This window comes from Desulfovibrio piger (genome assembly GCF_900116045.1).
GTDB lineage: Bacteria > Desulfobacterota > Desulfovibrionia > Desulfovibrionales > Desulfovibrionaceae > Desulfovibrio > Desulfovibrio piger_A.
This window is the reverse complement of record NZ_LT630450.1, coordinates 2,715,773-2,742,244: the sequence shown is the minus strand read 5'-3', so window position 1 is coordinate 2,742,244 and position 26,472 is coordinate 2,715,773. Positions and strand designations below refer to the sequence as shown.

36 protein-coding genes and 1 tRNA gene are annotated in these 26,472 nt (G+C 63.1%); all 37 read right to left on the bottom strand.

What is annotated here, in order from left to right; genetic code table 11:
- Positions 1–111: 111 nt before the first annotated feature.
- The 37 genes from clpX to murJ all read right to left on the bottom strand — a co-directional run bounded on the left by clpX (position 112) and on the right by murJ (position 26,467).
- The gene (clpX, locus tag DESPIGER_RS12295; protein WP_072337329.1) at positions 112–1,389 is read right to left on the bottom strand and encodes an ATP-dependent Clp protease ATP-binding subunit ClpX; all 1,278 of its coding nucleotides are present in this window, start codon (positions 1,387–1,389) and stop codon (positions 112–114) included.
- 3 nt (positions 1,390–1,392) lie between these two features.
- Positions 1,393–1,995: an ATP-dependent Clp endopeptidase proteolytic subunit ClpP gene (clpP, locus tag DESPIGER_RS12290; protein WP_072337327.1), complete on the bottom strand. Its 603-nt coding sequence runs from the start codon at positions 1,993–1,995 to the stop codon at positions 1,393–1,395.
- Positions 1,996–2,138: 143 nt separating this feature from the next.
- Entirely contained in the window at positions 2,139–3,461 is a 1,323-nt protein-coding gene (gene tig / locus DESPIGER_RS12285; protein WP_072337325.1) for a trigger factor, read from the bottom strand.
- A 601-nt stretch (positions 3,462–4,062) separates the two neighbouring features.
- Positions 4,063–4,146: transfer RNA gene (locus DESPIGER_RS12280), tRNA-Leu, on the bottom strand.
- 223 nt (positions 4,147–4,369) lie between these two features.
- Complete coding sequence (selD, locus tag DESPIGER_RS12275; RefSeq protein WP_083575452.1) at positions 4,370–5,428, bottom strand: selenide, water dikinase SelD; 1,059 nt, start codon at positions 5,426–5,428, stop codon at positions 4,370–4,372.
- A 212-nt stretch (positions 5,429–5,640) separates the two neighbouring features.
- Positions 5,641–6,045 (bottom strand): 50S ribosomal protein L17, encoded by a 405-nt coding sequence (rplQ, locus tag DESPIGER_RS12265; protein WP_072337320.1) that lies wholly within the window; start codon positions 6,043–6,045, stop codon positions 5,641–5,643.
- Complete coding sequence (locus tag DESPIGER_RS12260) at positions 6,035–7,078, bottom strand: DNA-directed RNA polymerase subunit alpha (protein WP_072337318.1); 1,044 nt, start codon at positions 7,076–7,078, stop codon at positions 6,035–6,037. Before DESPIGER_RS12260 ends, rplQ begins: the two co-directional genes overlap by 11 nt.
- Before the next feature lie 11 nt (positions 7,079–7,089).
- Entirely contained in the window at positions 7,090–7,716 is a 627-nt protein-coding gene (gene rpsD, locus DESPIGER_RS12255) for a 30S ribosomal protein S4 (protein WP_006008451.1), read from the bottom strand.
- 47 nt (positions 7,717–7,763) lie between these two features.
- Positions 7,764–8,153: a 30S ribosomal protein S11 gene (gene rpsK, locus DESPIGER_RS12250; RefSeq protein ID WP_006008449.1), complete on the bottom strand. Its 390-nt coding sequence runs from the start codon at positions 8,151–8,153 to the stop codon at positions 7,764–7,766.
- Positions 8,154–8,198: 45 nt separating this feature from the next.
- On the bottom strand, positions 8,199–8,567 hold the full coding sequence (gene rpsM, locus DESPIGER_RS12245; RefSeq protein WP_040369828.1) for a 30S ribosomal protein S13: 369 nt from the start codon (positions 8,565–8,567) through the stop codon (positions 8,199–8,201).
- Between the two features lie 15 nt (positions 8,568–8,582).
- Entirely contained in the window at positions 8,583–8,696 is a 114-nt protein-coding gene (rpmJ, locus tag DESPIGER_RS12240; protein ID WP_005027799.1) for a 50S ribosomal protein L36, read from the bottom strand.
- 149 nt (positions 8,697–8,845) lie between these two features.
- Entirely contained in the window at positions 8,846–9,640 is a 795-nt protein-coding gene (map, locus tag DESPIGER_RS12235) for a type I methionyl aminopeptidase (protein ID WP_072337317.1), read from the bottom strand.
- Between the two features lie 25 nt (positions 9,641–9,665).
- Entirely contained in the window at positions 9,666–10,979 is a 1,314-nt protein-coding gene (secY, locus tag DESPIGER_RS12230) for a preprotein translocase subunit SecY (protein ID WP_072337315.1), read from the bottom strand.
- Between the two features lie 119 nt (positions 10,980–11,098).
- A complete protein-coding gene (gene rplO / locus DESPIGER_RS12225; RefSeq protein ID WP_072337313.1) occupies positions 11,099–11,563 on the bottom strand; it encodes a 50S ribosomal protein L15 in 465 nt (154 codons plus the stop codon).
- A 27-nt stretch (positions 11,564–11,590) separates the two neighbouring features.
- Positions 11,591–11,767: a 50S ribosomal protein L30 gene (gene rpmD / locus DESPIGER_RS12220; protein WP_072337311.1), complete on the bottom strand. Its 177-nt coding sequence runs from the start codon at positions 11,765–11,767 to the stop codon at positions 11,591–11,593.
- Between the two features lie 2 nt (positions 11,768–11,769).
- Positions 11,770–12,282 (bottom strand): 30S ribosomal protein S5, encoded by a 513-nt coding sequence (gene rpsE / locus DESPIGER_RS12215; protein WP_072337310.1) that lies wholly within the window; start codon positions 12,280–12,282, stop codon positions 11,770–11,772.
- Position 12,283: 1 nt separating this feature from the next.
- The gene (rplR, locus tag DESPIGER_RS12210) at positions 12,284–12,643 is read right to left on the bottom strand and encodes a 50S ribosomal protein L18 (RefSeq protein WP_072337308.1); all 360 of its coding nucleotides are present in this window, start codon (positions 12,641–12,643) and stop codon (positions 12,284–12,286) included.
- A 14-nt stretch (positions 12,644–12,657) separates the two neighbouring features.
- Entirely contained in the window at positions 12,658–13,197 is a 540-nt protein-coding gene (rplF, locus tag DESPIGER_RS12205; RefSeq protein ID WP_072337306.1) for a 50S ribosomal protein L6, read from the bottom strand.
- Between the two features lie 9 nt (positions 13,198–13,206).
- The gene (rpsH, locus tag DESPIGER_RS12200; RefSeq protein WP_072337304.1) at positions 13,207–13,587 is read right to left on the bottom strand and encodes a 30S ribosomal protein S8; all 381 of its coding nucleotides are present in this window, start codon (positions 13,585–13,587) and stop codon (positions 13,207–13,209) included.
- 329 nt (positions 13,588–13,916) lie between these two features.
- The gene (locus DESPIGER_RS12195) at positions 13,917–14,102 is read right to left on the bottom strand and encodes a type Z 30S ribosomal protein S14 (protein ID WP_006008429.1); all 186 of its coding nucleotides are present in this window, start codon (positions 14,100–14,102) and stop codon (positions 13,917–13,919) included.
- A 10-nt stretch (positions 14,103–14,112) separates the two neighbouring features.
- Positions 14,113–14,652 carry a 50S ribosomal protein L5 gene (rplE, locus tag DESPIGER_RS12190; RefSeq protein WP_006008426.1) on the bottom strand — a complete coding sequence of 180 codons (540 nt, stop codon included), beginning with the start codon at positions 14,650–14,652 and terminating at the stop codon, positions 14,113–14,115.
- A 9-nt stretch (positions 14,653–14,661) separates the two neighbouring features.
- Positions 14,662–14,994: a 50S ribosomal protein L24 gene (gene rplX, locus DESPIGER_RS12185; protein WP_040369827.1), complete on the bottom strand. Its 333-nt coding sequence runs from the start codon at positions 14,992–14,994 to the stop codon at positions 14,662–14,664.
- 9 nt (positions 14,995–15,003) lie between these two features.
- Complete coding sequence (gene rplN, locus DESPIGER_RS12180) at positions 15,004–15,372, bottom strand: 50S ribosomal protein L14 (protein ID WP_006008423.1); 369 nt, start codon at positions 15,370–15,372, stop codon at positions 15,004–15,006.
- 9 nt (positions 15,373–15,381) lie between these two features.
- Complete coding sequence (gene rpsQ, locus DESPIGER_RS12175) at positions 15,382–15,645, bottom strand: 30S ribosomal protein S17 (RefSeq protein ID WP_006008421.1); 264 nt, start codon at positions 15,643–15,645, stop codon at positions 15,382–15,384.
- A 12-nt stretch (positions 15,646–15,657) separates the two neighbouring features.
- On the bottom strand, positions 15,658–15,846 hold the full coding sequence (gene rpmC, locus DESPIGER_RS12170; protein ID WP_040369967.1) for a 50S ribosomal protein L29: 189 nt from the start codon (positions 15,844–15,846) through the stop codon (positions 15,658–15,660).
- Between the two features lie 31 nt (positions 15,847–15,877).
- Complete coding sequence (gene rplP / locus DESPIGER_RS12165) at positions 15,878–16,291, bottom strand: 50S ribosomal protein L16 (RefSeq protein ID WP_006008417.1); 414 nt, start codon at positions 16,289–16,291, stop codon at positions 15,878–15,880.
- Positions 16,291–16,932 (bottom strand): 30S ribosomal protein S3, encoded by a 642-nt coding sequence (rpsC, locus tag DESPIGER_RS12160; RefSeq protein WP_006008414.1) that lies wholly within the window; start codon positions 16,930–16,932, stop codon positions 16,291–16,293. The genes rplP and rpsC overlap by 1 nt, the downstream gene beginning before the upstream one ends.
- 3 nt (positions 16,933–16,935) lie before the next feature.
- Complete coding sequence (gene rplV / locus DESPIGER_RS12155; protein WP_006008412.1) at positions 16,936–17,274, bottom strand: 50S ribosomal protein L22; 339 nt, start codon at positions 17,272–17,274, stop codon at positions 16,936–16,938.
- A gap of 9 nt (positions 17,275–17,283) precedes the next feature.
- Positions 17,284–17,568: a 30S ribosomal protein S19 gene (rpsS, locus tag DESPIGER_RS12150; RefSeq protein WP_006008410.1), complete on the bottom strand. Its 285-nt coding sequence runs from the start codon at positions 17,566–17,568 to the stop codon at positions 17,284–17,286.
- Between the two features lie 9 nt (positions 17,569–17,577).
- A complete protein-coding gene (gene rplB / locus DESPIGER_RS12145) occupies positions 17,578–18,408 on the bottom strand; it encodes a 50S ribosomal protein L2 (protein ID WP_006008408.1) in 831 nt (276 codons plus the stop codon).
- A 1-nt stretch (position 18,409) separates the two neighbouring features.
- Positions 18,410–18,700, bottom strand: a complete 291-nt coding sequence (rplW, locus tag DESPIGER_RS12140) for a 50S ribosomal protein L23 (RefSeq protein ID WP_072337302.1) — start codon at positions 18,698–18,700, stop codon at positions 18,410–18,412.
- 12 nt (positions 18,701–18,712) lie between these two features.
- Positions 18,713–19,336, bottom strand: a complete 624-nt coding sequence (gene rplD, locus DESPIGER_RS12135) for a 50S ribosomal protein L4 (RefSeq protein WP_072337300.1) — start codon at positions 19,334–19,336, stop codon at positions 18,713–18,715.
- Positions 19,337–19,349: 13 nt separating this feature from the next.
- A complete protein-coding gene (rplC, locus tag DESPIGER_RS12130) occupies positions 19,350–19,979 on the bottom strand; it encodes a 50S ribosomal protein L3 (RefSeq protein ID WP_072337299.1) in 630 nt (209 codons plus the stop codon).
- Between the two features lie 12 nt (positions 19,980–19,991).
- Complete coding sequence (gene rpsJ / locus DESPIGER_RS12125; RefSeq protein ID WP_006008400.1) at positions 19,992–20,309, bottom strand: 30S ribosomal protein S10; 318 nt, start codon at positions 20,307–20,309, stop codon at positions 19,992–19,994.
- 777 nt (positions 20,310–21,086) lie between these two features.
- Positions 21,087–22,589 (bottom strand): signal recognition particle-docking protein FtsY, encoded by a 1,503-nt coding sequence (ftsY, locus tag DESPIGER_RS12120; RefSeq protein WP_418741331.1) that lies wholly within the window; start codon positions 22,587–22,589, stop codon positions 21,087–21,089.
- Positions 22,590–23,807: 1,218 nt separating this feature from the next.
- On the bottom strand, positions 23,808–24,806 hold the full coding sequence (locus tag DESPIGER_RS12115; protein WP_072337297.1) for a hypothetical protein: 999 nt from the start codon (positions 24,804–24,806) through the stop codon (positions 23,808–23,810).
- Complete coding sequence (murJ, locus tag DESPIGER_RS12110) at positions 24,803–26,467, bottom strand: murein biosynthesis integral membrane protein MurJ (protein WP_072337295.1); 1,665 nt, start codon at positions 26,465–26,467, stop codon at positions 24,803–24,805. The genes DESPIGER_RS12115 and murJ overlap by 4 nt, the downstream gene beginning before the upstream one ends.
- Positions 26,468–26,472 lie beyond the last annotated feature (5 nt).

Genomic DNA, 26,472 nt, shown 5'->3' with positions numbered 1-26,472 from the left:
AGCTCTTGTGACAGCCTGCCCGGGGGCAGGCCCCGGCATGGTGCGGGCGCACCGGGCAGCGGCCGCAGGCGGGAACGGTGTCCGCGCCGTGCGGCCATGCCGGAGGCCGGGCTAATTCATGCTGGCGTCGGCAGCGGCGCCTTCGGCGCTTTCGTCATACAGCAGCACCGGCTCCTTGCCCTTTTCGATGACGGCCCGGTTGATGAGGCATTCCTTGACACCGGGCATGGAGGGCAGACGGAACATGATGTCCAGCATGGTGCGCTCCATGACGTTGCGCAGGCCGCGCGCGCCGGTCTTGCGCTCGATGGCCCGGGCCGCGATGGCCTTGAGGGCATTGGGCGTGAAGCGCAGATGCACGTGGTCCAGTTCGAACAGCTTCTGGTACTGGCGCACCAGGGCGTTCCTGGGCTCGGTCAGGATGCGCACCAGGTCGGCCTCGTCCAGATCGTCCACATGGGTGATGATGGGGATGCGGCCCACGAATTCGGGGATCAGGCCGAACTTCACCAGGTCCTGGGGCTGGATCTTTTCCAGCAGCTCGCCCAGGGGCATCTCCTTCTTGGAGCAGACCTGGGCGCCGAAGCCCATGGAGCTGCCGCTCATGCGGGAGCCCACGATCTTGTCCAGTCCCACGAAGGCCCCGCCCACGATGAACAGGATATTGCTGGTATCCATGCGGATGAATTCCTGCTGGGGATGCTTGCGGCCGCCCTTGGGCGGGATGTTGGCCTCGGTGCCTTCGATGATCTTGAGCAGGGCCTGCTGCACGCCTTCGCCGGACACGTCGCGGGTGATGGAGGGGCCGTCGCTCTTGCGGGAGATCTTGTCGATCTCGTCGATGTAGATGATGCCCTTGCTGGCGGCTTCGATGTCGTAGTCGGCATTCTGCAGCAGCTGCACCAGGATGTTCTCCACGTCCTCGCCCACATACCCGGCTTCGGTCAGGGTCGTGGCGTCGGCGATGGCAAAGGGCACGCGCAGCACCTTGGCCAGGGTCTTGGCCAGCAGGGTCTTGCCGCTGCCGGAGGGCCCCACCAGCAGGATGTTGCTCTTTTCCAGCTCCACGTCGTCGCCCAGGGCGTCGGCGAAGAAGACGCGCTTGTAGTGGTTGTGCACGGCCACGGAAAGGATCTTCTTGGCCTCGGTCTGGCCGATGACGTATTCATCCAGGCGGGCCTTGATCTCCTGCGGCGAGAGCAGGCGCTCGTCGGCCTCCTCCACCTGCTGCTGGACCTTGTCACGGGCGATGATGTCGCCGCAGGCGCGCACGCAGTTGTCGCAGATGCAGGCGTTGTCCTGCACGATAAGGTTGTTCACCTCCAGCTCGCTGCGTCCGCAGAAGGAGCAGCGCAGCGGTTCCTGTCCTGAATTCTTGCTGTTGGACATAGACTAGTTCTTCTCCGTCATATCGCTGCGCGATACCAGTACCCGGTCGATGATGCCGAATTCGAGGGCCTGCTCGGGGGTGAGGAAATTGTCGCGTTCCGTGGCCCGGACCACCTCGTCATAGCTCTTGCCGGTGTTTTCGGCCAGCAGGGTGTTCAGGCGCTCCTTGATGCGCAGCATCTCGCGGGCATGGATGTCCACATCCGTGGCCTGGCCCTGGAAGCCGCCCAGCGGCTGGTGGATCATGATCTGGCTGTTGGGCAGCGCGTAGCGCATGCCCTTTTGCCCGGCCGCCAGCAAAAATGCCCCCATGCTGGCGGCCCGGCCCATGCACACCGTGCTGACGGGCGCGGTGATGTAGCGCATGGTGTCATAGATGGCCAGACCGGCGGTCACGGAGCCGCCGGGAGAGTTGATGTACAGGCTGATCTCCTTCTCCGGGTCCTGGGATTCCAGGAACAGGAGCTGGGCGCAGACAAGGGAGGCCACAGTGTCGTTCACTTCGCTGCCCAGCAGGATGATGCGATCCTTGAGCAGGCGGGAATAGATATCATAGGCGCGTTCGGAACGGCCCGTGGTTTCGATGACCATGGGGACGAGGGACATGAAAACCTCTCTGTGAGTTAAACCGTATAAATTCGACGCCGCCGCGACGGGAGGACCGCCGCGGCGTACGTCAAAAGCGGACGACGAAGCGTCGCCGGAAGGGTGCGGGGAACATCTGCACCGTGGTGCAGACATGACCCGCCTTAGTTGTTTTCTTCAGTCTTTTCTGCGGGCTTGGGCTCCACTTCCTTCACCTGGGCCTTGGCATAGACGGCGTCCATGGCCTTGTCGGCCAGGATGCGGTCACGCAGGGTAAAGATCATGCCGCTCTTTTCATAGGCTTCGCGCACCTGCTTGAAGTCCTCGCCGCTGCGCATGCACAGTTGGTAGAGCTGGGCATTGACTTCCTGCTCGCTCACTTCCAGGCCTTCCTTCTTGGCGATGGCCAGCAGCAGCACCTGCATGCGGGTGATCTCTTCGGCCTGGGGCCGGACTTCCTTCAGCAGTTCTTCTTCGCTCTTGCCCAGGGAATCCAGGCTCTTGCCCTGGCGTTCCAGGCGGGCGCGCATGTCGGCCAGCAGGGTGCGGGCCTGCACGTCCACCATGCTGGGCGGCAGTTCGAATTCCACCATCTTCACCAGCTTGTCCAGCATGGACTTCTGGGCGGAACCCTTGTTCAGGTTGTAACGGCTGGAACGGTAGCTTTCGCGGATGCCGGCCTTGAGCTTTTCCACGTTTTCCACGCCCACGGCTTTGGCCAGTTCGTCATCCACGGCGGGCAGCTGGCGTTCCTTGATGGCATGCACCTTGACCTTCATGGTCACGGTCTTGCCGGCCAGATCCTTGGCCAGGAAGTCCTGGGGGAAGGTGATGTCGCCTTCGGCCTCGCCGCCCAGCTTGATGGTCTTGACCAGCTTTTCGAAATCTTCCAGGGCCTGCTTCTCGCCCAGGGCCAGGTCGAAACCCTCAGCCTTGATGCCTTCCAGGGGCTTGCCGTTCTGGTAGGCGCAGAAGTCGATGTTGGCCACCTGGCCGTCCACGGCCGGGCCGTCACCGTCCACGGGCACCAGCTTGGAGCGGTCGCGGCGGATGCGCTCCACCACTTCTTCCACTTCAGCGTCGTCCACGACGGTCTTTTCCTGCTCCACTTCCATGCCTTCGTAGGGGGGCAGGTCAAAGGTGGGCAGCACTTCGAACTCGATGCTGTAATTCATGCCCTTGCCGCGTTCCATGACAGGCTCGCCGTCCACCATGCTGATGCCGGAGACGGGGGTCACGTCCAGCTTGGACATCACTTCATTGATGTGCACGTTGACGAGGTCCTGGCGGGCTTCTTCGTAGATGCGGTCGCGGAAGCGCTGTTCGATGACGGAAGCGGGCACCTTGCCCTTGCGGAAACCGTCAATCTGCACAGACGTCTTGTACAGGGCGACAGCGCCCATGATGGCGGCTTCCACTTCCTTGGGATCAGTGGTGATGGCAACCTTTTTCTTGACCGGGGACAAATCTTCAACAGTATATTCCACGAGGCGCTCCTTTAACGAAAAGTCTCTTTTTTCCGCCGCGCCCCGGGATGACCCGGAGACGACACGCGACCAGGGCCGCACGGCAGTTCTTTGAATGATGACACGGCACAGGGCACGTATCACCCGGCATGGCGAGTGACTCGCCAGCCGCGACAATCGCTTCTCATAGCCCAAAGAACGGCGGATTTCAAGCGGCCGGCGCCATCTTCCCGGCGGCTCCCTGCTGCCAAAGATAAGCACGGAAGCGTGCCGGTCAAGATGGCAGGGGCCCTTTGCCGGAAAGGCGGGAAAGGACGGCGGGCGGCCCGCAGCGGGGCATCGGGGACAAGGGACCGCACAGCGGCCGGACACGGCCTCCCGCTCCCGGAGAGGGCGGGCAGGACGATCTCCCCGGAGGGTGGCCAACACCGGAGAAGGCCGGGGCCGGAAGGACGCCGGATCCGCCGAGCTGCCGGCAGCCCCGCGGGCCGGGTGGCGCCCCGGGATGCCGGGAAGTGCCATGCCTCCCGGCCGGGCACGGGACAGACGCGTTCCGCCTGGAAGCCCGGCCGCAAAAAACAAGGACGTTCCGCGGCCCTGCCGGGAACGTCCTTGCAAATTCTGGTGCGAGAGGCGGGACTTGAACCCGCATGGATAAACCGCTGGATTCTAAGTCCAGTGCGTCTACCAATTCCGCCACTCTCGCAAAGATACCCTGTATAGCACAGACACTTTTCCCCCGCAAGTTTGCCCTGCCCCGGCCTGCGCGGGGCCAGGCCCGTGACCGGCAGCATCAGGGCACGGCGCCGTGCCGCCATTCCGGCGGAAAGCGGGACAGCAGGACGGAGGACGGGCCCCCTGCCGCAGGAGCCCGATGCCCGGGAAGGGGGCAGCGCCGAAGCCTTCCCCGGCGGATCGCGCTCTCCCGCCTACCGCAGCAGCAGACGCGGCCCGCCGGAACGCGCTTCCAGCACCTCGCCGATCTCCACGGCCATCTCGCCCCTGGCCTCCAGCCAGTCGCGCACCGTCCCCAGCGCTTCGCCCGGTACGGCCAGCACGATGCCGCCCGAGGTCTGGGCGTCGAAGACGATGCTTTCCACCGCCTCATCCACTGACGGCGCCACGTCCACGGCCGGGGCGCAGTGGGTCCGGTTCAGATGGCTGCCCGCCGGGATGAGGCCCATGCGGGCGTACTCCAGGGCGTGGGGCAGCAGGGGCAGGGCCTCCGTCTGCAGGGACACGCAAACGCCCGAGGCCTGCGCCATCTCCAGCAGATGCCCGCCCAGACCAAAGCCGGTGATGTCCGTGGCGGCCGGGATGCGGAAGCGGGCGATGGCCTCCCCGGGGATGCGGTTGAGACGACCGCACCAGCGCTGCAACAGGGCCTCGCTCTCCTCGTGATCGTCCCAGCGCGCCTTGACGCCGGTGGCCAGGATGCCCGTGCCCAGGGGTTTGGTCAGCAGCAGGCGCAGGCCGGGCCGCAGCTTGTCATTGGACGCCACATGCCCGGGATCGATGACCCCGGTCACGGCCATGCCGTACTTGAGCTCGTCGTCCTGCACCGTATGCCCGCCGGCCAGCACGGCCCCGGCTTCTTCCAGGGCATCCATGCCGCCGCGCAGGATATTGGCCAGGATGTTTTCGGGATCGTTCTCGGTGAGGCAGGCGGGGAAGAAGGCCACGTTCATGGCGCACCAGGGCTGCCCGCCCAGGGCGTAGACATCCGACAGGGCATTGCAGGCCGCGATGCGGCCGAACCAGAAGGCATCGTTGACGATGGGCGCCAGGATGTCCACGGTCTGCACGATGGCCTTGCCTGCGGGCATGCGCACCACCACTGCGTCCTCGTTGCGGGCACGTCCGGCGATGACACGCTGTTCCAGATCCGATGATCCACGGGGCGCGAGGCCCCGCAAAAGCTGCTCCAGGGCCCCTGGAGCCATTTTTGCCGCTCAGCCGGCAGCCCGGGCCTTTTCCAGCAACTTCATGATGAACCTCGCTTTGTTGAACAATGAAAGAACGCCGCACAGGCACAGGCCGTCCATGCCATGAAAGCCCCCCTGCTGGCAAGTCGTGACGAAGAAGGGGCGGTCGCCCTCCTCCCCTGCCGGCATACTCCCAAAAACGTAAAAAGGCCCCCTTGCGGGGGCCCTTGTGTCCTTTTCCCTCGTCCGGCCAGAGCCGGACACGGTCATCGGAACTACTCGGCGCTTTCAGCCTTGGCGGGAGCTTCCGTCTTGGCTTCGGGCTGGCGGGTCAGTTCGATGATGGCCATGGGAGCGTTATCGCCCTTGCGGGGCATGGCCAGCTTCATCACGCGGGTGTAGCCACCAGGCACACCGGCGAACTGGGGACCAATTTCGTCAAACAGGCGCTTAACCAGAGCGTAGTCGCACAGCACACGGTACGCCAGACGGCGGGAGTGCAGGTCGTTGCGCTTGGCCAGGGAGATCAGCGGCTCGACAACGCCGCGAAGTTCCTTGGCTTTCACTTCGGTGGTGCGGATGCGGCCGTGGATAAGCAGCGCCTTGGCGAGATTGTGCAACAGGGCCTTACGGTGCGCAGGCGTCCGCGAAAGTTTTTTGCCGGAATTGCTATGCCTCATTTTGCTGCTTCCTTTTCCAGTCCTGATATTTCTTTTCGAAACCGTCAACCTTCATGCCGAAATCAAGGCCCATGTCGTGCAGGACTTCCTTGATCTCGTCCAGGGATTTACGGCCGAAGTTCTTGGTTTTGAGCATTTCAGCCTCGGAGCGCTGCACCAGCTCGCCCACCAGCGCGATGTTGGCGCTGCGCAGGCAGTTGGTGGCACGCACCGAAAGCTCGAGATCGTCGATGCTCTTGAAGAGATGCTCGTTGGTCTCGCCGCTGTCGCTGCTGCCGTGACGCATGTCACCGGACACACGCTCATCGAAATTGATGAACACCGAGATCTGGTCCTTGATGATCTTGGCGCTGTACGCGATGGCATCCTCAGGAGTCAGCGAGCCGTCGGTCCATACTTCCAGGATCAGGCGGTCGTAGTTGGTCATCTGGCCCACACGAGCCTGTTCCACGGAATAGGCGACTTTACGCACCGGCGAGAAGGAGGAGTCCAGCTTAATCAAACCGATTTCATCGGCCAGACCTTCGTGCATGTCGGCAGGCACGTAGCCCTTGCCCATGCGCACTTCAAATTCCATCTCCAGCACCACATCCTCGGTGAGGGTGGCGATGTGCTGTTCAGGATTGAGCACGGTCACATGCTGATTGGCCTGAATCTGGGCGGCCGTAACAGGCCCTTTGCTGTCAACGCGAAGCGTCAGGCGCTGCGGTTCGTCCGTGTCCATGCGCAGACGCACCTGCTTGATGTTCAGCACCACGTCGGTCACGTCCTCAAGGACGCCGTGGATGGTGGTGAACTCATGCTGCACGCCGGTAATCTTCACAGACACAAAGGCAGCACCCTGCAGGGAGGAAAGCAGCACACGACGCATGGCATTGCCGATGGTGGTGCCGTATCCCCTCTCCAGCGGTTCGCAAACAAACTTGCCGTGCGTGCTGCTGGCCGTGTCTTCGTCGCGCAGGATCTGGTCGGGCTTGACGAGCTCGCTCCAGTTGCGCGCATTGATAAGGCGTTCGCCCTGTTTGATAAGCATGAAGCCCCCGCTTATTTCGAGTAAAGTTCAACGATCAGCTGTTCATTGACCGGGAACTGGATGTCGTCACGCTGCGGCAGAGCCTTCACGGTGCCCTTGAAAGCGGCGCCGTCGGCTTCCAGCCAGGCGGGGCAGCCGCGACGGGCGATGACTTCCTGGGCTTCGGCCAGAACGGGGATCTTGCGGTTCTTTTCGGGCACTTCGATGGTATCGCCCACGCGCACCTGCAGCGAGGGGATGGTCACCTTGTGGCCATTGAGGGTGAAGATGCCGTGACGCACCAGCTGGCGGGCCTGGTTACGGGAGTTGGCGAAACCGAGACGGTACACCACGTTGTCCAGGCGGCGTTCCAGGATCACCAGCAGGTTGGTACCGGTGACGCCCTTCTGCATTTCAGCCTTTTCGAAGTATCCGCGGAACTGCTTTTCCAGGATACCGTAGCTGCGGCGGGTCTTCTGCTTCTCGCGCAGCTGGACGGCGTATTCGCTGACTTTCTTACGCGCGCGGCCATGCTGGCCAGGAGCGTAGGGACGGCGATCATAAGCGCACTTGTCGGTAAAGCAGCGGTCGCCCTTCAGGAAGAGCTTGCAGCCTTCGCGACGGCAAATGCGGCATTTGGCTTCAGTATATTTGGCCATTTGAAGAATCCTCTTGCGTTGATTACCACTGCCTCGCGGGCAGCCAACTACACGCGACGGCGCTTGGGCGGCCGGCAACCATTGTGGGGGATGGGCGTGACGTCGCGGATGAAAGCAACCCGGAAGCCAACAGCGGCAATGGCACGCATGGCGGCTTCACGGCCGGAGCCGGGGCCCTTCACATACACGCCCACGGTGCGCATGCCGTTGTCCTGGGCCTTGCGGGCGGCAGTTTCGGCGGCAACCTGGGCGGCGAAGGGGGTGGACTTGCGGGAACCCTTGAAACCGCTCTGGCCGGAAGAGGCCCAGCTGATGGCGTTGCCGCGAGTGTCCGTAAAGGTGATGATGGTATTGTTGAACGAAGCCTGGATGTGGGCGATGCCCACGGGCACGTTCTTCTTTTCTCTTTTCTTGACCACTTTCTTGGGTCTGGCCATGATATTACCTCAATCTGGCTAAATTCGCGTGAAAAGGAATGCGCCCTACTTCTTCTTGCCCACCACACCGCGACGGGGACCCTTGCGGGTACGCGCATTGGTGTGGGTGCGCTGACCGTGCACGGGCAGGCCGCGGCGGTGGCGCAGGCCACGGAAGCAGCCGATGTCCATGAGGCGCTTGATATTGGTAGAGATCTCGCGACGAAGGTCGCCTTCCACCTTGTAGTTCTGTTCGAGTTCCTTACGGATCTCGTTCACTTCGTCGGCGGAAAGATCATCAATGTTGCGCTCCCAGTTCACACCGGTGGTGCTCAGGATCTGCAGGGCCGTAGCACGGCCGATGCCATAGATATAGGTGAGCGCAATGTCCACACGTTTGCCACGAGGCAAATCAACACCTGCAATTCTCGCCACAGTACGTCTCCTGCCCTAGCCCTGGCGCTGCTTGTGCCGGGGGTTTTCGCAGATAACTCGAAGAACACCCTTGCGCCGGATCACCTTGCACTTGGGGCATATTTTTTTGACGGAAGGTCTGACTTTCATGATTCGTCTCCAATGAGTGGCAAAGCCCTACGGCTTTGCGTGACCAAGGTTTGCCGCTGCCGGAAGCACAACACAAACCCGGTCAATACGGCTGCTCACCGCCCTTCAGCAGCGGGAACAGAAACCTTTATCCATCTTTACCTGCTCTGTCAACAACCAATTGTCGTCCGGTTCAGGCCGCGGTCCGAAATGCTCAGGATGCGGGGCCCGTCCGGCGTAATGGCTACGCTGTGTTCAAAATGCGCAGCCAGGCGGCGGTCGCGTGTCACAGCAGTCCATTTGTCTTCCAGAACATCCACCTCGTAGCTGCCGGCGGTGACCATGGGCTCAATGGCGATGACCATGCCGTTGCGCAGGGTCAGCCCGCGGCCACCGGGGTGATAGTTGGGGACTTCCGGCTTTTCGTGCATCTTGGCGCCCACTCCGTGGCCCACATACTGACGCACGACATTGAAACCGGCGGCTTCCACATAGTCCTGCACGGCGGTACCGATGGCATAGACATCGTTACCGGCACGCGCCTGCTCGATGCCGACATAGAGGCTCTCCTCCGTGACGCGCATGAGCTTGCAGGCCTCCTCGCTCACCTTGCCCACAGGGAAAGTGCGCGCAGCGTCGCCCACAAAACCTTCAAAGACCACGCCCATGTCGACGCTGACGATGTCCCCTTCCTCAAGCAGCCGCGGGGAGGGGAAACCGTGGACCACCTGCTCGTTGACCGAGCAGCATGTGGCGTAGGGGTAGCCGTAATAGCCCAGAAAGGCCGGTTTCACATTATAATCGGCGCACATGTCGCGCGCCAGCTCTTCAAAGCGCATGGTCGTCTCGCCCGGCTTCACGATGTCGCCGATGGCATCCAGGATGTTGGCCACCATACGGTTGGCCTCGCGCAGGCAGGCGATCTCCCGCTCATTTTTGATGAATGCGCCCTGATACTTTTTCATGACTTTCCAGCTCGCTTTGCCAGAATTACATGCGGCCGCCCTTGCGGGCCGCCTTGTTCATCAACCCCTGGTACTGGGTTGAGATCATGTGGGACTCGACCTGATTCATGAAGTCCATGGCCACGCCGACAAGGATCAGCAGGCTGGTGCCGCCAAAGTAGAACGGCACGTTGAACTTGGCGATCATGAGCATGGGCAGCAGGGAAATGGCCGAGATGTACACCGCGCCGCTCAGGGTCAGGCGCGAGAGCACGGTGTCGATGTATTCCTGGGTGCGTTCGCCGGGGCGGATGCCGGGGACGAAGCCGCCGTTCTTCTTCAGGTTCTCGGCCATGTCCTTCGGGTCGATGATGATGGCCGTGTAGAAGTAGCAGAAGAAGAAGATCAGGACAACATAGAGCACATTGTACAGGATGCCGTGCGGAGCAAAGAAGTCCGTGACCATCCTGACATATTCATTGGTGGAGAACTGGCCCACCGTGGCCGGGAACAGCAAAAGCGACGAGGCGAAAATGGGCGGGATGACGCCCGCCGTGTTGACGCGCAGGGGCAGGTGCGTGTTCTGGCCGCCAAACATCTTGCGTCCGATCTGGCGCTTGGCATAGCTGATGGGGATACGGCGCTGGGCACGCTCCACGAACACGATGGCCGTCAGCACGGCGGCCATGAGCAGCACGATGACCACCGCGAGGAAAATGCTCATGCTGCCGGACTTGATGAGGTCCAGGGACTGCATGATGCCGCGCGGGATGCCCACCACGATGCCGCAGAAGATGATCAGGGAGATGCCGTTGCCGATGCCGCGCTCCGTGATCTGCTCACCCAGCCACATGACGAGCATGGAACCGGCCGTGAAGGTGGCCATGGTCACCATGCGGAAATGCCAGCCCGCATTGAGCACGATGGGCGTGCCGTCGGGGCTGGTCATGGATTCGAGCCCTATGGAGATGAACAGGCCCTGCACCAGGGTGATGAGCACGGTCAGGTAACGGGTGTACTGGGTTATCTTGCGGCGTCCGGCCTGGCCTTCTTCCTTGGCCATGCGCTTGATGTCGGGGCTCACCACCTGCAGAAGCTGCATGATGATGGACGCCGAGATGTAGGGCATGACACCCAGAGCGAAGACGGACACGTTGGACAGGCCGCCACCGGAGAACATGTCGAACATGTCGAACAACGTTCCCGACAGGCTTTTGAAATACGCGGCGAGCGCCGCGGCATCCACACCGGGGATGGGCACATGCACCCCGATTCTGTAGCAGCACAGAAGGAGGAAGGTCCAGCCCAGGCGCTTGGCCAGAGAAGATTGTCCGAGGGGATTAACCGATGCTGATGCCATGAATCACTCGTTACCTTTTACGCTGTAAGGGACGCGTATGCGCGGGAGCGTCTTTACCCCGCGCCCATTCCGGCGCGGGGTCAAAGACATCCGCCTGCCGTTGCCGGCACGGCGCATAATTACTCAGCCGCTTGCGCAGCTTCAAGTTCGGTGGCTTCGCCGCCGGCGTTGCGGATCTTTTCCGCAGCGGCCTGGCTGAACTTGTGCGCTTCCACCTTGATGGCCGACTTCACTTCGCCACGGGAAAGCACTTTCACGGGCGCGCCCAGACGGGCCAGGCCGCGGGCGTAGATGTCGTCCAGGGTGATCTCGCTCTTGCCTTCAAAGGCTTCCTGCAGGCGATCCAGGTTGATCACCTCATAGGTCACCTTGAAGGGGAAGTTCTTGAAGCCGTGCTTGGGAAGACGGCGCTGCAGGGGCATCTGGCCGCCTTCGAAACCGGGACGCACACCGCCGCCGGCACGGGCGTTCTGGCCCTTGTTGCCCTTGCCAGAGGTGCAGCCCAGGCCGGAACCGGAACCACGGCCCACACGACGGCGGGTTTTGCGCTCTTCCGGGAAGGGAAAGAGATTGTGCAGTTGCATGATGTATACTCCTCCTGCGGCCGTGGACTAGTCCACCAGGGCCACAAGGTGCGAAACTTTGGCGATGATGCCCCGGATGGCCGGGGTGTCCTTGAACGACTTGACCTGTTCGCGGCGCTTGAGGCCAAGGGAGTCCAGCAGCTTGCGCTGGGCCGGCGTGGTGCCGATGCGGGAACGCACGAGTTTGACCGTAATTTCAGCCATGACTACTTCCTCGGGGCTTCGAGCTTCTTGCCACGCAGCTCGGACACTTCGTCGGCGCTGCGCAGGGAGATCAGGCCCTGCATGGTGGCACGCAGCACGTTATGGGGGTTGTTGGTGCCGATGGCCTTGGCCAGGACGTCACGCACGCCCACGGCTTCCATGACGGCACGCACGGCACCGCCGGCGATGATGCCGGTACCTTCGGAGGCGGGCTTCAGCATGACGCGACCGGCGCCGAAGCGGCCCAGCACTTCGTAAGGCAGGGTGCCTTCCACCAGAGGAATCTGCACGCGGTTCTTGCGAGCGCGTTCAGTGGCCTTGCGCAGGGCTTCGGGCACTTCCTGGGCCTTGCCCAGGCCGTAGCCCACGCCACCCTTGCCGTCGCCCACCACCACGAGGGCGCTGAAGCTGAAACGGCGACCGCCCTTGACCACCTTGGCCACGCGGTTCAGGGAGACGATCTTTTCGATTTCGCCCAATTCGTTCTGTTTGGTTTCGGTATTTTCCTGACGCATATTAGAACTCCAGGCCGCCTTCGCGGGCGCCGTCGGCCACGGCTTTCACGCGACCGTGATAAAGGTACCCGTTGCGATCGAACACCACCTGGGTGATGTTCTTTTCCTTGGCAAGACGGGCGATTTCCATGCCCACCTTCTCGGCGCCGGCCAGGTTGCAGTGCATACCGGCTTCGGTCTTGGCCAGGCTGAGGGTGGAGGCGGCGACCAGGGTGGCGCCTTCCTGATCGTTCACGATCTGGGCGTAGATGTGCATGTTGGAGCGGTACACCACCAGACGCGGACGGTCGGCAGTGCCCTGCACCTTTTTACGAATGCGGACCTTGCGGCGCTGACGGGATTCATTCTTGGTAAGCTTCATGACGCAATCCCTACCTACTTCTTGCCGCCGGACTTACCGACCTTGCGGCGGATGGTCTCGGTGGTATACTTGATACCCTTGCCCTTGTAAGGTTCGGGCTTGCGGATGCGACGGATCTTGGCGGCCATTTCGCCCACCAGTTCCTTGTCGGCGCCGCTGATGGTCAGGATCTGACCTTCGGCCTTGGCCTGGATGCCTTCGGGCAGTTCCACCAGCACGGGGTGGGAGAAGCCCACGGACAGTTCCACCAGGTTGCCCTTGACGGCAACGCGGTAGCCCACGCCGATCACTTCCAGGGACTTGGAAAAGCCCTTGGTCACGCCTTCGATGCAGTTGGCGAGCAGGGTGCGGCGCAGACCGTGCTGGGCACGGCTGTGACGGTCGTCTTCCACGCGGGTCAGGGTCAGCACACCGTCGGTGAGGTCATACTTCAGCAGGCTGCACACAGGGGTATGCAGCGTACCCTTGGGGCCCTTCACTTCCACAACATCCGTTCCGATCTTGACTTCAACGCCAGCGGGAACGGTAATGGGCTGTTTGCCGATACGAGACATGGCGCACCCCTACCAGATTTCACACAGAAGTTCGCCGCCCACCTTCTTTTCATGGGCGGTCATGCCGTCCAGCACGCCGCTGGACGTGGACAGAATGCAAATGCCGAGGCCGTTCTGCACCTTGGGGATCTGGTGAGCGCCCACATACACGCGGCGACCGGGGGTGCTGATGCGCTTCAGGCCGGAGATGACGGCCTTGCCCTTTTGGTACTTCAGCGTGATGGTAATGTTGCGGTCGTCGATAGCCACGTCTTCGACGTAACCTTCCTGCTTGAGGATGGCGGCTAAGGCTTCTTTCATCTTCGAGCGCGGCACATTCACTTCCTTGTGCAGGGCCAAATGTGCGTTGCGGATACGGGTCAGCATATCCGCAATAGGATCTGTCAACATCGATAGCTCCTAAGGTTGGTTTCGTGAGGGGTTAGCGGCCCCATGCCGCCACTTCCCGCACACAATCGAAAGTCCATATCCCAAGCCGCGGCAAAAGGCAATGCTTTTTTTGCCCGCGGCCTGAAAATCGCTTTTTCCGGGCCGTTCCCGCACCCGCCGGGCGCCGGAGCGCCGTCGCCCGCAGGCACGGGCAGGGCCGCGGACATATATCGGGCACGGAAGGCGGTGCCCCGGGAGGGGCCTGGGCCCCTGCCCTGCCCTTTGCCGTAAACGGAAAGAGGGACCCCTTTCGGAGTCCCTCCATCTTTCAGATCAGTCCGGGATGCGGATTACCAGCTGGATTTACGCACACCGGGCAGTTCGCCGCGCAGGGCCATGTTGCGGAAGCAGATACGGCAGATGCCGAACTGGCGCATGAAGGCCCGGGGACGCCCGCAGATGGGGCAGCGATTGTAGGCGCGGGAGCTGAACTTGGGCTTACGGGAAGCCTTCACTTCAAGAGCGGTACGGGACATGGCTCTTCTCCTACTTGCGGAACGGCATGCCCAGCTGGTCCAGAAGGAACTTGCCTTCCTTGTCCGTGGTCGCCGAGGTGACAATGGTGATGTTCATGCCCTTGGGGTTTTCCACACGGTCAGCTTCCATTTCGGGGAAGATGGTGTGTTCCTTGATGCCCAGGGTAAAGTTGCCGCGACCATCAAAACCACGGTCCGGGATACCCCGGAAGTCACGCACGCGGGGCAGGGCAAAGTTCATCAGCTTGTCCAGGAAGTCCCACATACGATCCTTGCGCAGGGTGACGCGAGCCCCGATGGGCATGCCTTCACGCAGCTTGAAGGAAGCGATGGACTTCTTGGCGCGGGTAACCACGGCCTTCTGTCCGGCGATGGCGGTCAGTTCCGCCACGGCTTCTTCCATCAGCTTGTTGTTCTGGCTGGCGGCGCCGAGACCGATGTTCAGAGAGATCTTCTCGATGCCGGGCAGTTGCATGGAGGAGGAGTAGTTGAACTCCTTCTGCAGTACCGGAACCACTTTCTCTCTATAAATCTTTTCAAGGCGTGTCATCGTATCACCTTATTCCATAACTTCGTTGCACTTCTTGCAGAAGCGCACTTTTTTCTGCTTGCCTTCGGACTCAATGTACTTGTAGCCCACCTTGGTCGGCTTGGCGCAAGCGGAGCACACCACCATCACGTTGGACACGTGGATGGGCATTTCCTTTTCCACGATGCCACCGGGCTGCTGGGCGTAGGGGTTGGGGCGCATGTGGCGCTTGGCCACGTTGACCTTTTCCACCAGCACGCGGTCCTTCTTGGGAAGAACCTTGAGCACCTTGCCGATCTTGCCCGCGTCCTTGCCGGTGATGACCATCACCTTGTCGTCCTTGCGGATGCGATACGTTTTCATAGTCATCTCCTACAGCACTTCGGGGGCAAGAGAAATGATCTTCATGAAGTTGGCGGCGCGCAGCTCACGAGCGACGGGTCCGAAAATACGGGTACCCACGGGTTCGCCCTGGTTGGAGAGCAGGACAGCGGCGTTGCCGTCGAACTTGATGTAGGAGCCGTCCATGCGGCGCACTTCCTTGGCGGTGCGCACGATAACGGCCTTCATGACGTCGCCTTTCTTGACCTTGCTGTGGGGCATGGCTTCCTTGACGGACACGACGATGATGTCGCCCACGGAAGCATAACGGCGGTGGGAGCCACCGAGCACCTTGATGCAGGCCACCTTTTTGGCGCCGCTGTTGTCGGCCACCTGAAGAGTCGATTCTACCTGGATCATGGTTCTACCCTACACAGCCTTTTCGATGATGGAGACCAGATGCCAGCGCTTGTTGCGCGACATGGGGCGGAACTCCACGATTTTAACCTTGTCGCCCATGCCGCATTCGTTCATGGGATCATGAGCCGTGAACTTTTTGCGGCGCCTCACATACTTCTTGAGCAGAGGATGCTTCACCAGCGTTTCAACGCGCACGACGATGGTCTTGTCGTTCTTGTCGCTGACAACGATACCGGTGAGGGTTCTGCCCTTGCGATTTTCCAGAGCTTGCATGGTTCAGCCCCTCTATTCCTTTTCAGTCAAAACGGTGGAAATGCGAGCCACCTGACGGCGCATGGCCTTGAGCTCGGAAGTCTTTTCAAGCTGCGCGGTGGCATGCTTGAAACGGGCCGTCATGAGTTCTTCGCGCTGTTCGGCCAGCTTGGCACGCAGCTCTTCGACGCTCATGTCGCGCAGCTCGGCGGCAGTGGCCATGGCGGCTTTTTCGTTCTTCTTGGCAGCCATACTACAGGCCCTCCCTCACCACGATGATGGTCTTCACGGGCAGCTTGTGGGCGGCGCGGGTCAGAGCCTCGCGAGCCAGGTCAAGGCTGACGCCCTTGATTTCATACAGCACGCGGCCGGGCTTGACCGGAGCGCACCAGCCCACCGGAGCCCCCTTACCGGAACCCTGACGGGTTTCAAGAGGCTTGGCGGTCACGGGGCGGTCGGGGAACACGCGGATCCAGACCTTGCCGCCACGCTTGATGTGACGCATCATGGCGATACGGGCGGCTTCAATCTGCTGGCTGGACAACTGACCGTGCTGCACGGCCTTCAGGCCAATATCGCCAAAGGCGATGGAGGCGCCGCGGCTGGCCAGGCCGCGCAGGCGGCCCTTCTGCCATTTACGGAATTTAACTTTCTTGGGCGCGAGCATTACTGATCAACCTCTTTGTCAAGGATTTCACCCTTGTAGATCCACACCTTGACACCGATGATGCCGTAGGTGGTGTGCGCTTCGGCAAAGCCGTAGTCGATGTCGGCGCGCAGGGTCTGCAACGGCACGCGACCGTCACGGTACCATTCGGTACGGGCGATTTCAGCGCCCGCCAGACGACCGGAGCAGGTCACCTTGATGCCTTCGCCACCGAACTTGCGGGCCATGGACACCGTGCGCTTCATGGCGCGACGGAAGGCCACGCGGCGTTCCAGCTGCTGGGCGATGTTTTCGGCCACGAGCTGGGCTTCCACTTCGGGACGGCGGATTTCATTCACTTCCAGCGAGAACTCACGGCCAAACTTCTGGCGGAGGTCGCCGCGCAGCTTTTCGATTTCCACGCCCTTGCGGCCGATGACGATACCGGGACGGGCGGTGGACAGGATCAGGCGGATCTTGCCACCGGCGCGTTCGATTTCGATCTTGGCCAGCCCCGCATGATACAGGAGCTTCTTCACATAGGCGCGAATCTTGCTGTCTTCAAACACAAAGGCAGGGTAGTCCTTCTTGCTGAACCAGCGGGACTGCCAGTTCTTGTTGTACCCCAGCCGGAAGCCAAACGGATGAACTTTCTGACCCATAGCCTATTCCTGCCCTTCTGCGAGTATAACGGTAACGTGGCTGGTACGCTTGTGAATCTTGGTGGCACGGCCCTGGGCGCGGGGCATGAAGCGCTTCCAGGTGGGGCCTTCGTTCACGATGACTTCCTTGATGACCATGGCGTCCACGTTCACGCCGCCCAGCTGGGAGGCATTGGCCACGGCGCTCTTGAGCACATTCAGCAGCACGCCGGCGGGCTTGTTGGGGGTGAAGCGCAGAATGTTCATGGCTTCTTCCACACCCTTGCCCTGCACGTTCTTGGCCACAAGGCGGGTCTTGCGGGGCGACACGCGCTGGAATTTCGCGATAGCTTTGGATTCCATATCTCTACCCTACTTCTTGCCGGCCTTGGCCTTTTTGTCAGCGGCGTGGCCGTGGAAGGTACGGGTGGGCGAAAATTCGCCCAGCTTGTGGCCCACCATGTTTTCGGTCACGAACACCGGCACAAACTTTTTGCCATTGTGCACCGCAAAGGTCAGGCCCACCATTTCGGGCAGGATGGTCGAGCGGCGCGACCAGGTCTTCACCACGCGATGGTCATTGGAGGCCACCGCGGCGTCAACCTTCTTCATCAGGTGGCCGTCGATGAACGGCCCTTTCTTCAAAGATCTGGGCATCTGCTACTCCTACTTCTGGCCGCGGCGCTTGATGATAAGGCGCGAAGAAGCCTTGTTCTTGTCGCGGGTCTTGAAGCCCTTGGCAGGCATACCCCAGGGCGACACGGGATGACGACCACCGGAGCTGCGGCCTTCGCCACCGCCCAGGGGATGGTCGATGGGGTTCATGGCCACACCGCGGACCTGAGGACGGCGACCCAGCCAGCGGTTGCGGCCGGCCTTGCCCAGGGAGATGTTTTCGTGCTGGATGTTGCCCACCTGGCCCACAGTGGCCACGCAGGAAGCCAGGACCTTGCGCACTTCGCCGGAGGGCAGACGCAGCAGGGCGTACTTGCCTTCCTTGGCCACGAGCTGGGCATAGGTGCCGGCGGCGCGGCAGAGCTGGCCGCCCTTGCCGGGGTACAGCTCGACGTTGTGGATCACGGTACCCACCGGGATGCGGGACATCTGCATGGCGTTGCCGGGCTTGATGTCGGCACCTTCACCGGCCAGCACCACGTCGCCCTGCTTCAGGCCCACAGGAGCGATGATGTAGCGCTTTTCGCCGTCCACATAGTGGAGCAGGGCGATACGGGCGGTACGGTTGGGGTCGTATTCGATGTGCGCAACCTTGGCGGCGATGCCGAACTTGTTGCGCTTGAAGTCGATGATGCGGTACAGGCGCTTCACACCGCCGCCACGGCGACGGCTGGTCACGCGGCCACGGTTGTTGCGGCCGGCCTTCTTGGTCAGGCCCACGGTGAGCGACTTCTCAGGGGTCGTCCGGGTGATTTCCGCGAAGTCGGAAACCGTCTGGAAACGACGCCCGGCGGAGGTCGGTTTCAGCTTACGGACAGCCATTTTACACTCCCTCGAAGAACTCGATTTTATCGCCCTGGCGCAAGGTCACATAGGCCTTCTTCCAGCCGGGCTTGCGGCCCACCACGCGGCCCTGGCGTTCCCGGTTGGAGGGAGCCTTGCGAACCACGTTGACCGCTTCCACTTTCACATCAAAAGCCTTTTCCACGGCCTGCTTGATCTCAAGCTTGTTGGCGCCGGGATGAACATAGAAAGCCACCTGACGGGACGCATCCTTCAGCAGGGTGGTCTTTTCCGTCAGCAGGGGCTTGATAAGAACCTGGGTGAATTCCATGAGTTGCCCCTCTTATTTCTCAAAGCGGGCCTGCACGGGCGCCACGGCGCCTTCCAGCAGGACCAGCTGCTTGTGGCGGAGGATCTCCAGCACGCTCAGGCGATCAGGCGTGGTCAGCGTGATGCCGGGGATGTTGCGGGCGGAGCGGGTCAGGACTTCGCTTTCCTCGGCGGTCACGATGAGGGCCTTGTTCAGGCCCAGCGTACCGGCCACTTTGGCAAAATGCTTGGTCTTGGCTTCGGGCAGTTCGATGCCCTTGACCACCAGCAGGTTTTCGGCGGCCAGACGGCTCGACAGGGCCATCTTCATGGCCAGGGCGCGCACCTTGCTGTTGACCTTGAAGCTGTAATCGCGGGGCTGGGGGCCAAACACGATGGCGCCGCCACGCCACACGGGCGAACGGTTGGAGCCGGAACGGGCGCGACCGGTGCCCTTCTGCTTCCAGGGCTTCACGCCGCCGCCGGAAACGAAGGCGCGGGTCTTGGCCATGTGGGTACCGGCGCGTTTGGCGGCCATCTGGGCACGCACCACGAGGTTGAGGATCTCGGGACGAGCCTCAACTTCAAACACGTCGGCGGAAAGCGTCAGTTCGCCGCATTCCTGCTTGTTCTGGTCATAAACTTTCACGGTAGCCATTGTTGTGCTTCCTCTACTGCTTGCGGACCAGCACCAGCCCGTTCTTGGGGCCGGGCACGGAACCCTTGACCAGGATGACGTTGTCGGCGGGACGAACGTCAACGATCACAAGGCCCATTTCCGTCACGGTTTCGTTGCCCCAATGGCCAGCCATCTTGCGGCCCTTGAACACGTGGCCGGGGAAGGTGTTGTTACCGATGGAGCCGTTGTTACGGTGCACTTTTTCGCAACCGTGCGTATCCTTGGAACCGGCGAAGTTCCAACGGCGCATACGGCCCTGGTAGCCCTTACCGATGCTCTTGGCGGTCACTTTGACCACGTCGCCGGTAGCAAACATTTCCACGGTCAGTTCCTGACCGGGTTCCATTTCAGGGGCGTTTTCCAGGCGGATCTCACGCAGTTCGCGGTACAGGCCGGTGCCGGCCTTGGCGAAGTGGCCCTTCATGGCCTTGCTGACGTGCTTTTCCTTGTCTTCGGTCAGCGCGATCTGCAGGGCGTTGTAACCGTCGGTCTCAACGGTCTTCACCTGGGTGACGGGGCAGGGCCCGGCCTGAATCACCGTGACGGGCACAGCGGCGCCGTCACCGGCAAAAATGCGGGTCATACCAAGTTTACGACCCAAAATTCCCATTTTCTCAGCCATGACTGCCTCTCACTAGAGCTTGATTTCAACGTCCACGCCAGCGGGCAGGGAAAGCTTGCCGAGGGCGTCAACGGTCTGCTGCGTGGGTTCAAGGATGTCCATAAGCCGCTTGTGGATGCGCATTTCGAACTGCTCACGGGACTTCTTGTCCACATGCACGGAACGCTGGATGGTGTACTTGTGAATATTGGTGGGCAGCGGGATGGGCCCGGCCACACCGGCACCGGTATTGCGCGCCGTATCCACGATTTCCGCAACAGCCTTGTCCAGGATGCGGTAATCGTAGGCTTTGAGCTTGATCCGAATGCGATCACTGCTAACTGTCGTCATTGTTGCCTACTCCGTTTGAAAAATCCTGGCCGGTTGGGTTCGGCGCAGGTTTCTTAACAGCTTTTCGCGGGCCAAAAAACCACGGGCCCGAAGGTCGGCCTCACCCGTTGGGAGACTGGGCAACAACTTGGGGAAGAGAAGCGCTTGAAGCAGCGCACATCACAGAATCTGAAAGGATCAGATATATCGGAAGGTACGGACGCCTGAGCGTGCCTGCATCATCCGTGTGATGCTTCCCGGCGCAGCCCAGGCCTGTCACTGACGGAAGCAGTGACGAGGGTGGTCCCGCAGGGTCACCAAATGGGGGAACATTCCCCCCTACCTTTACAGCCCGGGGTCACCTGATCGCCAGGTGGGATCCGCTGTGTGGGCTGGAACGGCTCGACATTGTCTCGGCATCTGGTAACGCCTGCACATGTCAAAACCCGCCGCGGAGCGACCGCTTTGGGTGCATCAGGACAGACTCGATCTGCCCTTCCCTGCCGTCCAGGGAACAGCCTTGTTGCTCAAGGCGAGGTTCCTTCTACCGGGAATGGGACGATGCGTCAAGTTTTTTTCACAGCGGGCGGGATTTTTTTTCGCGCTCCTGCTGCCCTTCCCGCCTCGGGAGAAAAAAGATCCTGCCTGCCGGGCCCCGAAGGCGCCTGTCATAAAAAAGACGGTCGTGCCATCGACCTCACGGGCATGCATCACACGCCTGCCCCCCATAAAGGAACGCGAGAGGGGGGCTTCCCCTCACGGAAAGCCCCCCTCATGCCTCTCATGACAACCGCAGCGCTATTTGCCCTGGTCCAGGTCGCCCAGCAGGGCGCGGGCGTAGTCGGCGCCGTTGAAGGGCCGCAGATCCTCGAGCTTTTCGCCCAGGCCCACATAGGTGATGGGCAGCTTTTCCTGCATGGCCACGGCAATGGCCACGCCGCCCTTGGCCGTACCGTCCAGCTTGGTGAGGATGAGTTCGTCCACGCCGGCGGCTTCCTTGAAGAGCTTGGCCTGCGACAGGGCGTTCTGGCCGGTGGTGGCGTCGATGACCAGGACGCAGCGGTGCGGCGCACCTTCATGTTTCTTGCCCAGCACCTGGCGGATCTTGGTCAGCTCTTCCATGAGGTTGACCTTGGTCTGCAGGCGGCCGGCGGTATCCACAAAGAGGATGTCCACCTTTTCGGCCAGGGCGCGGTCCATGGCCTCGTAGGCCACGGAGGCCGGATCGGAACCGGCGGGACGGGCATGGAAAAGCGCGCCCACGCGCTCGGCCCAGACCTGCAGCTGTTCGATGGCCGCCGCGCGGAAGGTGTCGGCCGCGGCGATCATGACCTTTTTGCCCTGCATGCGGGCACGATGGGCCAGCTTGGCGATGGTGGTGGTCTTGCCCACACCGTTGACGCCGATGAAGAGCACCACTTCGGGCGGGTTCACGGCGCTGATGCGACGCGGCAGGCGGAAGATCTCGTCCACTTCGGCCATGAGCAGGCCGCGCACGTCTTCCACGCGGGTCACATTCTCCTTGCGGGCCCGTTCACGCAGACGCTCCACCAGCTCCAGCGACGGTTCGTAGCCCAGGTCGGCCATGATGAAGAGCTCTTCCAGCTCTTCCCAGAAGCTTTCATCGAGTTCGCCGTGGCTGCTGAACAGGCTGTCCAGACGGCGGGAGAACTGCTCGCGGGTACGGCTCAGGCCTTCGCTGATCTTGAGGAACAGGCGGCTGCGCTCGTCCTCCTCGTCCTCCATGTCCAGGGCCAGGGTCAGGCGGTACTGCAATTCGGAGCGGAACTCGTCCAGCTGCACATATTCCATGCGCTCCAGCCAGCCGCGGAAGTCATCCACGAAGGCATCCACTTCGGCGGCGGGCGCATCCAGCGAACGCAGCAGGAAGCGCAGACGCTTCCAGAGCTCGTCCCCGGCTTCCTCCACCCCTTCCAGCACGATGCCCAGCCAGACGGAGAGGCGCGGTTCGGCCTCGCGCAGGCGCAGGATCAGGGACTGGGCCAGCGCCGGGTCCAGACCGCAGGTCTCCAGCGCGGGCGCCGTGGGACGCTCGGCCGTGGCAGCCGCCGCGGCAACGGCAGTGGCGGCAAGGGCCGCATCGGCCACGGAGACGGATCCGCCCTGTTCCGGCGCGGTCGCAGCGGCGGGCCCATCCTGTTCCGGCAAGGCGGCAGCGGCAGTTTCCGTGCCTTCGTCCACCTTGAGCGGAGGTTCCTGCCCGGCGCTTTCGGCGGCTGCAACGCTTTCGTCCGCATGGGCTCCAGCGGCGGCAGCATCAGGGCGGACGTCCTCGTCCACCTCCTGCTCCGGCACAGCAGGCGTGTCCTCAGCTTCGGCAGCCGGGGCCTCAGCTTCCGGCCGGGCCGTATCTTCGTCACTGCCGAAAATGCGCTGCCACCAGCTGCGACGGGGCGCCGCCGCTTCGTGATTTTCTTCCGCTCCTTCGCGGACCTCGTCGCGGACCGCCTCATCTTCCGCGGCATCCGTTCCGGCTTCGGCCTCTTCTTCATCCGCAGCTTCACCGGCTTCCGCAGAGCTGGCGGCGACCGTATCGTCACCGGCAGCCTCAGCCGCATCGACGGTATCGGCCCCGGTCGATTCCGCAGGCAGCGATCCTTCTTCCGCTTCCTGGCCAGCCTCCACAACGGTCTCAGCCTCGACCGCCGCAGTTTCCGTTTCAGGCCGGGCCTCTTCCATGTCGGCAAGCCTTTCTTCCCCGGTGTCTGAGGGAGCCGCAACGGCACTGGCGGGCTCTTCGCAGACTTCGACAGTTTCAGCTTCCGCAACAGCGTTTTCCGGGGCAGCCGTGTCCGCGCTGGCGTCATCCCGCTCCTGCGCATCCGCTTCCGCACCGGCATCACCGGATGTTTCTTCCGGCGCCACAGGTCCGCCAGCCGCTTCCGTCGCGGGCACCTCATCCGACGAGATCTCCGCTTCCGCAACAGCAGCCGGGGCTTCTTCTGCTTCGGCGGCCGCTTCGCTTTCGACCTCCACAGAAGACTCGCCCAGAGAGGCCGGGCCCTCGGCTTCCGCCACAGGCGCATCTTCCTCCGTAGTGACCCCGGCTTCCAGCGGAGCCTCGGACGCCGCAGGCTGGCCGGCAGGCGCCGCCGCCACGACAGCTTCGGCGGTCTTGCTCTCCTCCGGGGCCTCGGCAGCAACAGCATCGCATTCAGCGGCAGTCACTTCCACGGGTTCAGCAGCGACCACGGCTTCCGCCTCAGGCTCCGCCAGCCCGGTTTCCCCGGCAACGGGAGCGGCCCCGTCCTCCGGGGCCTCGTCCGCAGATATGTCTTCCGCAGGGGCAACGGTTTCGTCAGCCGCCGGGACGCTCTCCGGTTCCGGCGCGCTTTCCGGCTCCGCTGCAGCGCTCCCGGTATCAGCGGCAGGCTCCTCCGGGGCCACAGGCGTTGCGGCCGTTTCCTTCTCCACTGCCGCGGCCTGCGTTTCTTTCGCCTCCTCGGCGCTCCCACCAAAAAACTTTTTTACTGCGGAAAAAAAGCCCATAGTCTCTCCTTATTTCACTGCGGCCCCGCTCAGGGCCCGCAAAACTTCCTCAAGATCGGCGGCACAGGTCTCCACGGCCAGGGCACGGGCCTCGCAGCCGGGATCCTCCAGCGCGCCGAGCATCTCGCGGGCGCTGTCCTCAAGGCGGGCGGCTCCCAGGCAGGGCGCCGCGGCAGCCAGCATCCGCCCCAGATGGCACAGCCCTTCCAGCTCATCTTCCGCGTACAGGCGCATCATGAGCATGGGCGCATGGGCAAAGGTCTGGCGGAACAGGGCCGCGGTCATGCGCCAGCTCGCGGGGTTCGCCTGCTGGAAATGCCTGCCCCGGACCGCATCCACAGGCAGGACCTCCCCTGCCCCGGCAGGGCCATCCCCGGGCCGCACGTCCCGGCTTCCGGCCTCCGGCCGTCCCGGCTCTCCGCGCTTGCGCAAAAGCCGCCGCCCCAGGGAACGCAAACGCTCCAGATCGCCCCAGTGCCAGTACAGGGCCGCCAGAAAGACGCTGAGCAGCAGGGTATTGATGACGAAACGCCAGATCTCGCGCTGCATGACCCTGTCCGAACCTTCCTGCACCAGACGGCGGGCAAGATAGACCTCCACCGTGCCCACGGGCTGTCCTTCCCGGCGCAGCGGGCTCATGCCCTGCACGGTGTTCTCCGTGATCTCGCCGTCCCAGGGCACCGCCTCCCAGTGCGCGTTGCGGCGCTGGCCGGAAAAAAGGCTGTCCCCCACCTGCACGGTCACGGCATACAGGCGCGGGTCCTCCATGAGCCCCGTCACCAGCGCGTCCGTGGAAACGGCGGTGAGCTCACCGTACAGTCCCAGCAGATGGGTGAAACGGCTGGCCACGCGGCCTGCCTCGCTCTGCAGGCGGCTCTGGGCAGCACTGCGTTCAGCCATGATGTTCCACGCCGCCTGCGACAGAAAGAGCAGCACGGCCAAAAGCCAGCAGGCCAGGGCCACCCAGCGGCGGTATCTGGTCAGGAAAATAAGAACGGACCGCTTCACGAGCGGGAATCTCCTTGCGATTTTGTGCGCAGCTTGTGTGCCAGCATACGCATATCGGCATCCCCGAGCAGGATGAGGACGCCCCCCCAGGCACAGCACCCGGCCCCTATGGACAGGGCCAGCGCCCCTGCTGCGGGCAGCCCGGGCAACACGACCGGCACGACGGACAACGGCTCCCGCAGCGGGCAGGCCATGCCGCACAGGCGCAGGACAGCCAGGGCCCCCGCCGCCGCCCCGCCCGCGGCCAGCACATGCCGCAGGCAGGCCATGCCGTCCAGGAGCGCCCACGCGGGCAGCACGGGCCGCACGCGCCGGCGCAGCCCCCGCCACAGCCAGAGGGTCTGTCCCCACAGGGCCGCGCTGGCCGCCGCGGCCGGCAAACAGAAATAGATGTCCCTTGCCATACTATGTAACAGCCACGCCCCGCCTGCAAGCGTAAAAACGACGGCCAGCAGCGAGGACAAGGCCGTCAGGCGCACGTCACCCAGGGCATTGCAGCCCGCCAGCAGGCAACGGCTCACCGCGCAGGCGGGCAGGCAGGGCAGGTACGCCCAGAGGGCCAGCGTCACCTGCCGCACCCCCGTGGCGTCGAATTCCCCGTGATGCAGCAGTACGTCCACAAGGCAGGGGCCCACGGCCCACAGACCCGCCGCCGCGGGCAGGGACAAAAGCGTGGCCCAGCGCAGGGCCAGGGCCATGTCCTGCCGGAAGGCGGCAAAATCCTTTTCTCCGGCCAGGCGGCTCAAACGCGGCAGGCTGGCCATGCCCAGGCAGGCCCCGATGAGGCCCAGCGGCAGTTCCAGCAGGCGTTCGGCATAGTACAGGCCCGCTATCTGGCTGCCCGCAGCCAGGCCCATGGCCGCCAGCATCACCAGCTGCGGTGCGGCCGCCCCCAGCAGGCCCAGGGGCAGGCGCCCCAGACAGCCCCACAGCTCGCGGCCGGAGGGCACAGCGGCCGGGCGCTTCGCCTTGGCCGCGGGAAAGACATGGCGGGCATAGCCCCACTGGGCCAGCCACTGGGCCAGGCCCCCGGCGCTCATGCCCGCGGCCAGGGCCGCCGGCACTGCCTCCGTCCCGCCCGCCCACCAGCCCGCCAGCATGGCGCCGATGACCACCACATTGAAGATGACGGGCGAAAGCGCGGGCAGCCAGAAGACTTCGCGGCAATGCAGCACCGCCATGCCCAGGGCCGCCAGCCCAGCCAGCAGCACATAGGGCAGGCAGAGCCGGAACAGCCTGCTGCCCTCCGCCAGGGCCTCGGGGGAAAGGGCGGGGGCCAGAAAGGCCAGCAGCTGCGGCGCCGCCAGCATGCCCAGCAGGACAAGGCCGCCCAGCGCCAGCACGAGACGCCGGAGCAGGCCGGAGACCAGAGCGGGCAGCAGCTCCTCCCGGCCATGCGCGACATCGTGCCGCACCAGCCAGGCCGTGAGCGTCATGGACAGGGAGCCTTCGCCCAGCAGGCGGCGCAGCAGATGCGGCAGGCGCAGGGCCGCCACCAGGGCATCGGCCACCGGCCCGCAGCCCACCAGCCAGGCCATGCCCATGTCGCGCACCAGCCCCAGCAGGCGGGAAAACAGGGTGAACAATGCCAGCATCCCCGCCGTGCGGGCCATACGGCCACCGCCGGAAGGACGGGGAGCATCGCCATGCGAAAGGCTCATGGGCA